This is a genomic window from Ornithinibacillus salinisoli, assembly GCF_042684965.1.
Classification (GTDB): Bacteria; Bacillota; Bacilli; order Bacillales; family Amphibacillaceae; genus Ornithinibacillus; species Ornithinibacillus salinisoli.
The window spans coordinates 15,453-28,332 of the sequence record NZ_JBHUMI010000021.1; the positions used below are offsets into that span (position 1 = coordinate 15,453).

Annotated in this window: 10 protein-coding genes and 1 tRNA gene; 1 reads left to right on the forward strand and 10 read right to left on the reverse strand. The window is 35.6% G+C overall.

Annotated elements, in window-relative coordinates:
- Window positions 1–88 precede the first annotated feature (88 nt).
- Window positions 89–2,539, reverse strand: coding sequence for a stage II sporulation protein E (gene spoIIE / locus ACFSTA_RS17900; protein WP_377558206.1), 2,451 nt, complete (start codon window positions 2,537–2,539; stop codon window positions 89–91).
- A gap of 309 nt (window positions 2,540–2,848) precedes the next feature.
- On the opposite strand from spoIIE, the gene ACFSTA_RS17905 reads away from it, so the two are divergent.
- Window positions 2,849–2,922: transfer RNA gene (locus ACFSTA_RS17905), tRNA-Met, on the forward strand.
- A gap of 313 nt (window positions 2,923–3,235) precedes the next feature.
- Here ACFSTA_RS17905 and ACFSTA_RS17910 read toward each other — a convergent pair.
- From ACFSTA_RS17910 to mfd, 9 genes are all read right to left on the reverse strand, one after another.
- On the reverse strand, window positions 3,236–3,619 hold the full coding sequence (locus ACFSTA_RS17910) for a S1 domain-containing RNA-binding protein (RefSeq protein ID WP_377558207.1): 384 nt from the start codon (window positions 3,617–3,619) through the stop codon (window positions 3,236–3,238).
- A 72-nt stretch (window positions 3,620–3,691) separates the two neighbouring features.
- Window positions 3,692–4,072 (reverse strand): FtsB family cell division protein, encoded by a 381-nt coding sequence (locus ACFSTA_RS17915; protein WP_377558208.1) that lies wholly within the window; start codon window positions 4,070–4,072, stop codon window positions 3,692–3,694.
- 4 nt (window positions 4,073–4,076) lie between these two features.
- On the reverse strand, window positions 4,077–4,676 hold the full coding sequence (gene yabQ / locus ACFSTA_RS17920; RefSeq protein ID WP_377558209.1) for a spore cortex biosynthesis protein YabQ: 600 nt from the start codon (window positions 4,674–4,676) through the stop codon (window positions 4,077–4,079).
- Window positions 4,673–4,981 carry a sporulation protein YabP gene (gene yabP, locus ACFSTA_RS17925; protein WP_377558210.1) on the reverse strand — a complete coding sequence of 103 codons (309 nt, stop codon included), beginning with the start codon at window positions 4,979–4,981 and terminating at the stop codon, window positions 4,673–4,675. Before yabP ends, yabQ begins: the two co-directional genes overlap by 4 nt.
- Before the next feature lie 56 nt (window positions 4,982–5,037).
- Window positions 5,038–5,298 carry an RNA-binding S4 domain-containing protein gene (locus ACFSTA_RS17930; RefSeq protein WP_377558211.1) on the reverse strand — a complete coding sequence of 87 codons (261 nt, stop codon included), beginning with the start codon at window positions 5,296–5,298 and terminating at the stop codon, window positions 5,038–5,040.
- A 4-nt stretch (window positions 5,299–5,302) separates the two neighbouring features.
- Window positions 5,303–6,748: a bifunctional methyltransferase/pyrophosphohydrolase YabN gene (locus ACFSTA_RS17935; protein ID WP_377558212.1), complete on the reverse strand. Its 1,446-nt coding sequence runs from the start codon at window positions 6,746–6,748 to the stop codon at window positions 5,303–5,305.
- A 1-nt stretch (window position 6,749) separates the two neighbouring features.
- On the reverse strand, window positions 6,750–8,321 hold the full coding sequence (locus ACFSTA_RS17940; protein ID WP_377558213.1) for a putative polysaccharide biosynthesis protein: 1,572 nt from the start codon (window positions 8,319–8,321) through the stop codon (window positions 6,750–6,752).
- Window positions 8,322–8,497: 176 nt separating this feature from the next.
- A complete protein-coding gene (spoVT, locus tag ACFSTA_RS17945) occupies window positions 8,498–9,031 on the reverse strand; it encodes a stage V sporulation protein T (protein WP_377558214.1) in 534 nt (177 codons plus the stop codon).
- Window positions 9,032–9,265: 234 nt separating this feature from the next.
- On the reverse strand, window positions 9,266–12,784 hold the full coding sequence (gene mfd / locus ACFSTA_RS17950; RefSeq protein WP_377558215.1) for a transcription-repair coupling factor: 3,519 nt from the start codon (window positions 12,782–12,784) through the stop codon (window positions 9,266–9,268).
- Window positions 12,785–12,880: the final 96 nt, after the last annotated feature.

Here is a 12,880-nt window from a genome sequence, read left to right on the forward strand (position 1 = left end):
AATTATACATGGAAAAGCAGAACACTAAAGCCAGATATAAAAACTACCTCTCCAAGATTTTCTTACTCATAGAGAGGTAGTTTCAAAGTTACTGGGCTTTATCTTTGTATAATGGAACAGATGCCCATTCCGGTGTATTCTTTTTCACTTTTGCCACAAGTACTGTCATATCATCTTCTATCGCACCCGATCTAGTACGAACAACCTCTTCTAGTAACAAATCAGCAATTTCTTGTGGGTCATCTGTTTCCATGTCTCGAATTTTTCGCTTTACCCAAATATCCGTGTTTTCCACATGTTTTGGACCATCAAATATACCATCGCTCATCATGATTAATAGGTCCTCTGACAATAATTGTTCGCTGACAATATCTACATCAAATTCTTGAATAATTCCCATTGGTAAATTACTAGCTTCGATTTTCAGCATTTGGTCACCTCGTTTTACAAAGCTTGGTGTCGACCCTATTTTTAAGAAGCGCACAAATGCATTGTGTAAATTAATGACCGCGAGATCTAAGGTAGCAAACATTTCATCCGTCGTTCGAAGTGCTAAAATAGAATTAATAGATTTTATAGCTACTTTTTCAGGTATGCCCGTTTGTAAAATCTGCTGGAGTAATCGTAATGTTTCTCCACTCTCCTCATTTGCTCTAGCACCATTTCCCATTCCATCACTTATCGCCATAGCGTATTTACCTGCTCCGAGCTCTATCATTGTATAACTATCACCGGAAACAATGCCGCCTCCTTTGGCTGCATGTGCAACCCCTGTTTCAACTGCATATTCTTTCGCCGAACCAAATTGCAGGAATGAATAACCATTAGGAAAAGGTGATATTTCCTCATGTTTTAAAATAATATTCTCATTTAAAATATCTGATAAAACTGGGGCGATTAATTTTTCCCCTTCACCACGATAGTCGTAAAAGGATACCGCCATTTCTATATCAACATTTCCTTTTTCTAGTTGATAGACATCAAGTTTTTCTAATTCCATTCCCATTGACTTTAATGCATGAATAATTTGCATCTCCTGTTTTTCATGATGTTCCCGTTCTTTTAATATTTCTTTTGCGAAATCTTCCATGACATCAGATACACCTTGCAATTGTTCTGCAACAAGGCGTTTGCTCTCTAGTACTTGTTTTTTTAGTTTTCTGTTTGCATCAAAATATGACATTTCCTCTTTCATCGTATCCATTACTCTTTTCGATTTGATACAGTGATTTTCAAAATCTCGAATTAATTTCCTAGCAGGCTCTTTTCCTTCCATATAATCATCTTTCATTTCTTCCATTAAAGAATAGGTCGTATCAAATTGCTGTTGCCAACACCTTTCTTTCATAAAACAAGTTTGGCACGTCTTCTCCGTTACCTGACTCAAGAAATAGTCTGTCTCTCGCTGAGATTCTTCTTCATCTTGAGAATAGTTTTCCGCATTTATAAAGCTCTTCGATAAAGCAGCAAATACATCAGAAAACTGTTCCACGCGTTTAGCAGTTACATTTCTAACTTTTTGTAAATATTGCTCTTGTTCGTTCGTATGCTCTTCGGTTCCAGGAATATATCTAGAAATTTTATTAAACCAGCTTGCAGGTGTAATGAAAAAAAGAAAAATAGCTGTCAATGATTCAATAAATGAAGGAACTATAGCTCCCGAATCTCCATAAATCCCAACTAAAAAGGTTCCAACTAACAGCCCTGTTGCTACTCCTAATTTTTTTCCTTCTTTTAGTAAGCCTCCAAGTAACCCAGAGAATGCCAATAGGCTCATCTGATATAAATTCGCTACACTTGCTAGGGATAATATTAACCCTGCAACAACACCGACTGTAGAACCGATTGCCGCACCACCAACATACGCTAGGATTAATACAAAATACCGGGAAAATACTTGCTCCATGGATGCGCCATACATTTCCCAGCCTACCATTCCAGTTAAAATAGAGGCTATTAAGATAATCATACAAACAATCTCTTCGTTTTTTAACGATGGTTTGTATCTTTTTGGTGATAATAAGGGGACACTTTGCATAAAGATTAATACTAAGATCGTCCCTAACACTCCTTCAACAAGTAACATCATCCAATCATAGGATGATAGTTGTCCAGAAAGTGAAAATAAAAATAATCTTGGTGAAACAGTTGCAGCAAATACAAATAGTGGTACTTTTATTTGCTGATGATTGGTATTTTTAAAGATCCCTGCCAATAATATAAATAAAAACATGGCAATTCCAATAAAAATACTATGCTGCATAGAAAATGTAAGAGCTCCTATAAGCATGGCTAGCATTGCTTTGGGCGCATGACTTTTTTGCACAAACCAAAGGGTTGCTAAAAAGGCAACTGCAAACGGGGATACTACGGATAAAATAACAGCTCGTCCAAGCAAAAACCCAACAATTACAAATAGCCATCCGCGTTCAAGTAATAGGCTTTTAAAGCGTGTATAAATACCTCTCCGAAATTTCTCCAGGCTGGTTTGTTCTACATCTAAGGCTTTCGTTTCCATACTTGGAATTGATTCCATCATATTTAAACCACTCCCTCTTAGAAGCATATTAAACCATAAAAAGCTTTCTGAATTTGTCAAAACAAGAGAGCAAATCAAAAAAATCGTTCGACTTGATTCTAGGAGTACTTACAAAATAAAAGCTAAAATTATGCCCAAATGCCCAATTGAACAGTGGTTTATATTTATTAAATTATGGAATAAATTGTATCCCTGCTGTCTAAACCCCTTATCTTCCCTTCTATTAGCTCTTTTAAATGATGTCGAAACAAAAAAATCTATTGACACAATTCGAATCCTCATGTAATATATTTTTTGTTGGCTTTATACGGCGGTGTAGCTCAGCTGGCGAGAGCGTACGGTTCATACCCGTGAGGTCGGGGGTTCGATCCCCTCCGCCGCTATTCATATAAAAAAACCTGTACTGATTACAGTACAGGTTTTTTTGAATAGTCTCTATATTATATTGCACACGCAAAAACGCATGGATAAAATAAAATCCATGCGTTTGTTGAAGTTTACGGACATTAAATCTGTTTCTACCACATTGATAACGGGAACCAATGTCCGATCACAGGGCTGCTTCGTTCATTTGTTTCCTCAAGATATCGAAACGCTGCGCTTATTTTTTTCTACATCGGACAGCAACCGATGTTCCGTCATTGACAATATTATTATGATTAAAAGTTATAGAGCATTCTCTATAGACAGCAACTGCTATCCTCTTTTAGCACCTCGACCCCCGCGTCTGGATTCCGTGTGCTTCTTTAAAGAGGCCAAACGGTCTTCAGAATCTTTAAGAAAACGATTCATTTTCGCTTCAAATGATTCTGTACGTTCTCTTGTGTTCCTTTGGCGTACTGGTTTATCTTTTGCTTTCTTAATAGATAAACCAATCTTTCCATCCTTTTCAACATTAATAACCTTTACCTTCACTTCATCTCCAACAGATAAATGTTCATTAATGTCTTTGACATAGTTGTCGGCAACCTCACTAATATGGACAAGGCCAGTAGTTCCTTCTCCAAGTTCAACAAAAGCACCAAAATTAGTGATACCTGTTACCTTTCCCTGCAGCTTGCTGCCTACTTCGATTGACATAAAAAAAATGCTCCTCCTTAAGATTTAAAAATATACTTACTTATATATTATAGCTAAGCTTGTAAAAGTGTGTCAATATGACGGGTCTTCTTCAGGAATTTTAAAAATTAGTTCTCCCTTTTTGGATAAGAAGTAGTTTGTACGTGCAATATCCAATATATATTCTTCATCATTTAATAACTGAATTTCTTCTTTATATTCTTCTTCATTTTCTTTTAATTTGGCAAGCTGCTCTTCTAACGCTTTATATTCTTCTAATTTTTCTGCATGTAACGAACGTTGTTTGTAATGGTATGTTACCATCGTACCAATAGCAAGTGCTACTATGACTGAAAAAAGAACAAGACGACGAACTAGGCGTTGTTTCTTTCGTTTTTGTCTCTCTATGTATGCATCGTACTTCTGCATATAATTCGAATCTAATCTTGCTACTGATTTTTTCTTCTCAGGCATAGCATTACCTCCTCTTAAACGTGATATACTTTATCCACTTCCTACATATATTCTTTATTTTACTATAAAATCCTGCTAGATTGTGAAAAAATAAATGGATTTTTTTAGGAAGAAGACGGTATATCACGTTTAAGACCCATTTAAATGGGGTGATGAGGATAATCAAAATGTATTTACAAATAACCCATAAAGTGTTTAACAGAAAAATTATACATACAATGAGGCCTTGGATGAGAAGTCGGATTGGTTTAATAATCAAAACAGTAACTACTTTTACCATAAATCGATAGATGTCTGTAATAATGGCAATTAACCGTTCAAGTATTCGCTTATACATGTTTGCAGCCACTACTTGGTAAATAGCAAAACCAAGTAAGCAAGCTACAAACACATATACCCTTAACTCACCGGCGTTTACTCGAAACAAAATAAAATACAAAATAAATGTTTGTGATAGCCAAAAACTAATTTCCATAAAATAGACTAAGATTATATGATCTTTCCAATGTCTCGCAAATCGGCGAAAAGTTTCCTGTGCTATTCCTAAATAAAATCCACCAGACACCATCGCGATCATCGTCAAGAATTGTACGCTTAATGTCATTTAAATAGCTTGCTAAAGAACCCTTTAGCTTTCTCCTGATGGTTTTCATCTACATAGGAAAGCTCATATATTTTACCTTTAATCGATACAACACCTTCACTTACGTCTAAATTTTTTAATTGTAAATTTTGGCCACGAACAATTAAATAGCCCATCACTGTCTCTAATAGAAATTCTTCATTATCAAAACTATCAACTTCTTTGACACCAGTGATTTCTAACAATTTACGATTATTAATCTTTAATTGATGGTCTTGCTGCTGAACATTTCTAGTGCTATTTTCTTTATCATAATAATAGTTCATATACGATTCCTCCCTTATCATTAATACCTTATGATAGGAGGGACAAGTATAGAACTTTAAGCATTAATTTTTTCTTCTTTTATTATGTTATACAACATTTCTGCCTCATCTTTTCTCACCGTTTCTTTCAACGTGACTACTTCAATAGTTACTAGTTTCTGACCAAACTTAATGATTAGCTCGTCACCAACGGCTACATTAGTTGAAGCTTTAGCTTGATTACCATTAATCGTTATTCTTCCCTGATCTGCTACCTCTTTTGCTAAGGTACGACGTTTAATCAAACGGGAAATTTTTAAAAATTTATCTAAACGCATTTTCTCACTCTCTCTTCTTCGCTTGATTCCAATAATAATCCATTTCTTCTAAGTCTGTTTTTTGCATATCTTTTCCCTGTTCTTGTATTTGTCTCTCAATATAGGAAAAGCGAGAAATGAATTTTTGATTGGTAAGATTTAAAGCAACTTCAGGATTTATTTTATAATAGCGTGAAATATTTGCTAAGACAAATAGAACATCCCCTAGTTCCTTCTCTATTTCTTTTTCATTTCCTTCTTCTATAGCAACTTTTACTTCTTCTATTTCTTCCTCTAGCTTTTTCCAAATATCATTTACATCATCCCAATCAAATCCTACTTTTGCTGCTTTCTTTTGTAATTTAAATGCTTTAACTAAGGAAGGTAACTGCTTTGGTACTCCATCTAATATGGATGGACGCTGTTCTCCCTTTTCCTCTTTTTTCAAAGCATCCCAGTTTTTATATACATCATCCACAGAGTCTACTTTTGTCGTACTAAAAACATGGGGGTGACGATAGATCATCTTATCGGTAATCGAACGAATGACATCATCTATTGTAAAATAACCGTCATCCTCTCCAATCTGGCTATGGAGCATCACTTGTAGTAAATTATCACCTAATTCTTCTACAATTCCTTCGTCGTCTTGATCGTCGATAGCCTCAATCAATTCATAAACCTCTTCAATGGCATATTCCCGAAGTGATTCATGGGTTTGCTTCTGATCCCATGGACAACCATTTGGTCCTCTAAGTACGGCGATCACTTCCCTTAGGCGATTAAAGGTATGATTTAACAAATGTTCAGGAACAGGTGGAACATACACACTGGTCAAATTACTTACTTCCATGGAATGATCCAATTCCTCTAACGGTACCTTTTTCATTACTTGCTTAGTACTACCTGCCGCTTCAATAATTGTAACATCATAATCTGCTGGCAGATCCTCTAGTAGCGCTAATTTGACTTCAGAAGCAATAAATCGATCATATACTTGACAGAATACGATATGCTGTCTGTAAGTTAGTTCACTCCGTCTAAAAGATGTACCGTCCACAAATTGAAATCCTTCTATTGGATCAATTTGTAATGCAATGAACAGGTCATCTAAATAGCTCTGTCCTCCAAGGACAGTCGTCTTCACCTCCGATTGCTCTATTAAAAGCTGAACAGTCTTTTCTGCTAGCATAGGATGTCCAGGAACTGCATAAATGATATCTGTATTTCTTTTTGCATGCTGAATTAATAATTCGACAATTTGTTGATAGACTGATTCAAATTGGTCTTGTTGTTCATAAATTGTGTCGAAGGATTCAAATTTCATACCCTCTCGCTGTAGTGATTGTATGACAGGATGATCCAGTGTTCGTACAAAAATAGGATTTTCTGTATTGATTAATTTTTTATATACACCTAAAGGCAATTGATCGATATCGCCTGCTCCTAGGCCGATAATATCTATGTTCACGCTAGTTCCTCCTATGTAAACGAATTAATTTATCTGCAAATGGTAACATGGATAATTCTTCTTCTGTAAACGCTCTGCCACGTAGCAGGATGATTATATATAACGCCGCTCCAATACAAATGATAGTAAGGACATAGATAAGTAATGCGGTTCTAGAATGAAATTCACTATGTACCACTACCATATCCATTACTACTAAAAACAAAACCATCACACAGCTAGCCGTTAAGAATGTTCCCCATCGAATTTTTGTGAATAACAATAGACCCGGCAGCTTTCGTTTTAACTCAAATAACGAAATCACACATAATGCCCCTAAGCTTAATACCGTCGCAAGTGCACTTCCATTAATCCCAAAAAATGGTACAAGAATTTGATTCAAGACCCATTTCATAAAAAATGCTCCGAATATAAATCCTGCTGTCCTCTTCATATAACCGATACCTTGTAAAATAGATAATGCGGTAATCGCTAAAGAACTTAATAATATAGCTACCACTAATATTCTTAATGCATTGGTTCCTTTATCATTTTGGAATAACAGCATGTTCGCTTCTGGGAATATAACGATCAATCCAATCGTTGCCCCAGCTGCAATATAAAAGCTAAAAGTTAACGAGCTCTCTATATGTTTATAGAATGTCTTGGTATCCGATTCTATATTTCGCTTTGATATAGCAGGAATTAGTGCTAAAGCAAAAGAAGATCCAAGAACAGCACCAAGTTGAATTAACGGTAGACCACGGTCATATACCCCCTTCGCTTCCATTGCCTCTAGTTGGAATAGCCCGTACTCCATTAGACTAGGAACCAAAGTAAATGTATCCGCAAATTGGATAACGAGTAAAATCATGTGATTAAGCGAAGCAACAATACCAAAGATTAAGATCGTTCGTAAGTAATAGTTCCATGGAATAGCATAGGTATCTTTTTGCATCGGTTTATATTTTATAAAAAATAATCCTAAAATAATGATTGCTGTAATCATACCGATGATAGAAGCTATCCCACCTGCTAGTCCAATATCGTATAATTCTCCTCCATGGTAAGCAACAAAATATGCCACCAATATGATGAAGGCCACCCGAAATAATTGTTCCCCTATTTGAGAATATGCTGTCGGCTTCATGTGAAATCCAGATTGAAAAGCTCCACGAAGTAATGCGGATAGTGGTATGAATAGAAATACGAAAGCGGCAAGGTTATATGTATGGTTTAAATTTTCATCCCCTACCCACCGTGCTAATGCATCTGCATTTAAACTGATAAATAAAAATAATGCCATATTTATTCCGAGAAGAATTAAATATACTGGTACATAAAACCGAGTAAAGGAAAGTAATTTACCTTCTGATTTTAACTCTACAGCTATTTTGGATACGGCAGAGGGAAAACCATATAATGCTAACACAAATGCAATCCCTAAAATTGGATATACCTGTTGGTAAACATAAAATCCTATATCTCCGGTTAAATTTTGTAACGGAATCCGATAACCGGCACTAAGAATTTTACTAATTAATCCTGCTAGAGTAAGTAGTAGTGCCCCTTTTACTATTTTGTTTGATGCCATAATAGTTACGCCCTTTTGCAGCCCATCTACATGATGTGTTCATGGACTTATAATGTCATATTATAGCATAGTTAAGCTTGATGCCTAAACAACCTAAGAGATTTGCATCCTTAAATTACATACTAAAAAAGGGTAAAAATCAGTAGATAGTACTAATTTTCACCCATCAGTTCTCTTTATTCCATTTGTTTTGCAAGAAAACTTGCTGCAGTTTCTATTGATTTTTGCTCTACTTCACTAAGCTTTCCTTCTCTAGAAAATAACATCACACAACCAATTGGATCACCATTTGCTATTATAGGGCTAAGACAGTATGCGTTTAGTTCTTCTTCTTTTCCTTGAAGTACTTCTACAGTTTTTGGTTCAGTTTCTGTTATTACAGAACGGTTTTCAATCGCTTTTTCTAAATGTTGTCCTATGTTTTGGTTTAAATAATCTTTTTTCGATTCACCCGCTACAGCAATTATTTCGTCTCGATCACAGATTAATACGGGATGGTGTAGCGAATCAAAAAGCGCTTGAGCATATTCTGTTGCAAAATTTCCTAGTTCATTAATTGGGGAGTATTTTTTTAGAATAACCTCACCTTCACGATCAATAAAAATCTCTAATGGATCTCCTTCACGTATACGTAACGTTCTTCTAATTTCTTTCGGGATGACTACTCTACCTAAATCATCAATCCGTCTTACAATTCCAGTTGCCTTCATTAGGTTATGAAGCCTCGCTTTCTATGATGATTTTTTTAGGCGCACCTTAACTTAAGCCTATTATTGCACTAATGGTGAGAGCGTATGTTTTTGATGTTTATATCAAAAACTAAGAACTAAATGGATACAACAAGTCTTTCCTATTCCTCTCTGAATGGGAAAATAACACCAGTTGTGTTTGCTTAGTATGGATCATCTTTGAAAGAAGTATACATGAAATGCCAATTTCTGTTTTTATCGATTAACTTTTGCCAGTTTATCTATAAAATTTCCAAGAATGTCATATTGTTGATGCACGGTATCTCTAGATGGCTTATAAATAACCTTTAGTTTTTTATTCTCTGTTCCTAGCTGAATGCCTCTTCCGAACTCATTTGCAAGTTCAAATAGTTTCGCACCATCAATAAGCTGACTACGATTTTCGGTCAATAGCAATTCGATTTTTCGGTTACTTTCGGAAATTGTTTCTACTTCTTCTTTTTTTGCTAAGCGCTTTAAATTAGAAACAATAAATAAATTTTCTACTTCTACAGGGTAATCACCAAATCGATCCATTAACTCGTCTTTTAAATCGTTTATATCTTCCTCTGATGAAATGGTTTGAAATTGCTTATACATGTCAATTTTTTGCTTTTCGTCGTTAATATACGTATCTGGAATATACGCATCAATAGCGAGTGCTAGCTCTGGTTCAAATGGTTTAATCTCTTCCATATCTTTACCAGCTTTTCTAGCATCAATAGCATCTTTTAGCATTTGATTATACATATCAAATCCAACCGAATCAATAAACCCATGTTGTTGAGCACCTAAAAGATTTCCTGCCCCACGTATGGACAGATCTCGCATGGCTATTTTAAAACCAGACCCCAATTCGGTAAACTCCTTGATAGCTTGCAAACGTTTTTCTGCGACTTCTGTTAATACTTTGTCTTTTTGATACGTAAAGTAGGCATAGGCAACACGATTAGAACGTCCAACCCTACCTCTTAATTGATAAAGCTGACTAAGACCCATTCGGTCTGCATCATACACAATTAACGTATTTACATTGGGAATGTCTACACCCGTCTCAATTATGGTTGTACTAACTAAGACATCAAACTCTCCTTCAAGAAACCCAAACATAACATTTTCCAATTCTGTTTCATTCATTTGTCCATGTGCTACAGCAATTCTTGCATCTTCTACAAGCATACCAATGTCCCGAGCCATTTTATCAATACTTTCAACCCGGTTGTATAAGAAGAATACTTGCCCTCCACGAGCCATTTCCCTCTCGATGGACTCCCGAATTAAAATCGGATTGTACTCTGCTACATATGTTTGAATAGGAAATCGATTTTCGGGCGGTGTTTCTATTACCGATAAATCTCGAACTCCTAACATAGACATATGTAATGTACGAGGGATTGGTGTTGCAGTTAATGTTAGTACATCAATATTTGTTTTCAATTGTTTAATTTTCTCTTTATGTTTTACACCAAATCGTTGTTCCTCATCTACTATTAATAATCCCAAATCATGATACTCAATATCTTTGGACAATAAACGATGTGTACCAACGACCACATCAATAAGACCTCTTCTTAATCCTTGTATGGTTTCCTTTTGCTGTTTTGCTGTACGAAATCTACTTAAAATACCAATATTTATCGCATGATCTTGAAAACGTTCACGAATCGTTTCATAATGTTGCTGCGCTAGTATTGTAGTCGGTACGAGAATGGCAACCTGTTTTCCATCAGCAACAGCTTTAAACGCTGCACGAATGGCAACTTCTGTTTTTCCGTATCCTACATCACCACATAATAAACGATCCATCGGCCGTTCCTTTTCCATATCTTCTTTAATTTCCGCAATACATCGCAATTGATCTTCGGTTTCCTGGTATGGAAAGGATGTATCAAATTCTCGTTGTAAGTCTGTATCTTCCGAAAAAGCAAATCCTTTCCTAGCTTCTCTTTCTGCATATAACTTAATAAGATCATCTGCAATGTCTTCCACGGAGGATTGTACTTTTCGTTTAACCTTCGCCCACTCACTACCACCTAATTTATAAAGCTTTGGTTCTTTTCCTTCTGAACCAACAAACTTTTGAACAAGGTCAATTTGTTCAATCGGGACGAATAATTTGTCATCTCCCGAGTACTTTAACAGCAAGTAATCTTTATGTTTATCATTTACCTCTAATGTTTCAATACCTACATACCGACCAATACCATGGTTAGCATGGACAACATAATCACCAATTTTCAATTCCTGGTAGTTTTTTATACGTTCTGCATTTGAAATCTTTTGTTTTTTACGTGTCCGTTTACTTCTCTTTTTGAATAGTTCGTTTTCCGTAATTAAAACAAGACGATGCATAGGCATTTCTATCCCGCTACTAACATTACCCACCGCGATTGTCGGGCGCTCCACAGGAAGCTCTAGTTTATTCGTGACATTAGCCTCAATCTCATAATCAGCAAAAATAGAATGAATTTTTTCTGCTCTTTTTTCGCTCGGAGCTAATACAACGACAGAAAATCCTCCCTTTTCCCAACGAATCAACTCATTTTTAAATAAATGCATTTGTCCATGAAACTCCTGCATTGATCTAGATGAAAGATTAATAATATTTTGTGGTTGAGTATTTGGTATATGTCGCAAAAACACAGACATGTATAATCGTTGTGCATGCATATTCCCCCAGATCGTATACCAATCAAAGGAAAATTTGCTTCCTTTTACTGTCTTATTCGTTTCTAATAGGCTACTATACCATTCCGCTTCTTCCATATCTAAATTGGTAGCAGTTTCCTGAATTCTGCTCATTTCATCTAGTACAATTAATCCGTTGGATGGTAAATAATCTAACAAACTAGCAGGATTTTCATATAGAAAACCAATATATTTGTACATCTCCGGAAAATGCTCTAAATTTCGTAATCGTGATATGTCATGTTCAATCTCTTCTACTAATGCCTCTTTTGCTTCCGAAGATTTCATTTTTTTCAGTGTTTCAGCAAGTGCTATTTCTAATCGTTGCGCTCCGGATAGTATATCTTCTTGCTGTAATAACAATTCGGTAGCTGGTCCAATAATTATTTTCTCTTTTTTATTTAATGAACGTTGTGTTTCTGCATCAAAATAACGAATAGAATCTATTTCTTCATCAAATAATTCAATTCGAATTGGATTCGCTTCGGTTACAGGATATATATCTATTATTCCACCACGACGACTAAATTCACCAGGTGTTGTTACCATTGATGCCCGTTCATAACCCATATCAATTAAGGAAGACAAATAACTTTCCATTTCAATTTCTTCACCAATAGTAAAGTTTAATTGATATTTGTCCAGATAGTTTGTAGGGGGTAGGATTCTTTTTAGCGCTGCTACGGGTGCAATTAAAATACCCGACTTCTGTGTTGTCCATTCTGTTAAGGATTCAATACGTTGACTTCTCAACTCAGGGCTAGAGGTTGCTATTTCTGAAGCAATCAGTTCATTTACAGGATATAAATGAACCTTTTCCTCTCCCATAAATGCTACCAAATCATCATATAATGCTTGTGCCTGAACTAACTGAAATGTAATAAGAAGGACAGGCTTATTTGTCGATTCTTCAATCATGGATACTAAAAGGCTTCTAGCAGAACCTGATAATCCTGCAACTAGCTGTTCTTTCATGCCATTAGATATACCTGTTAGAATCGATTGGATGTCTTCTTTCGATTGTAAAAACTTATTAATACCTTTCACACAATAACCCCCATTAAACGGACTCCTGCCCGTAAACCTAGTACGATGTTTATCATGAAATGAACTGGGTAATGAAACGCAAAAATGCCTTGGTTG

Excerpts from the sequence above, each read along its gene's own strand:
- spoVT (WP_377558214.1), bottom strand. The coding sequence starts at position 9,031 with ATGAAGGCAACTGGAATTGTAAGACGGATTGATGATTTAGGTAGAGTA.
- ACFSTA_RS17915 (WP_377558208.1), bottom strand. The coding sequence starts at position 4,072 with ATGCCTGAGAAGAAAAAATCAGTAGCAAGATTAGATTCGAATTATATG.
- yabQ (WP_377558209.1), bottom strand. The coding sequence starts at position 4,676 with ATGACATTAAGCGTACAATTCTTGACGATGATCGCGATGGTGTCTGGT.
- spoIIE (WP_377558206.1), bottom strand. The coding sequence starts at position 2,539 with ATGATGGAATCAATTCCAAGTATGGAAACGAAAGCCTTAGATGTAGAA.
- ACFSTA_RS17910 (WP_377558207.1), bottom strand. The coding sequence starts at position 3,619 with ATGTCAATCGAAGTAGGCAGCAAGCTGCAGGGAAAGGTAACAGGTATC.
- yabP (WP_377558210.1), bottom strand. The coding sequence starts at position 4,981 with ATGAACTATTATTATGATAAAGAAAATAGCACTAGAAATGTTCAGCAG.
- ACFSTA_RS17940 (WP_377558213.1), bottom strand. The coding sequence starts at position 8,321 with ATGGCATCAAACAAAATAGTAAAAGGGGCACTACTACTTACTCTAGCA.
- ACFSTA_RS17930 (WP_377558211.1), bottom strand. The coding sequence starts at position 5,298 with ATGCGTTTAGATAAATTTTTAAAAATTTCCCGTTTGATTAAACGTCGT.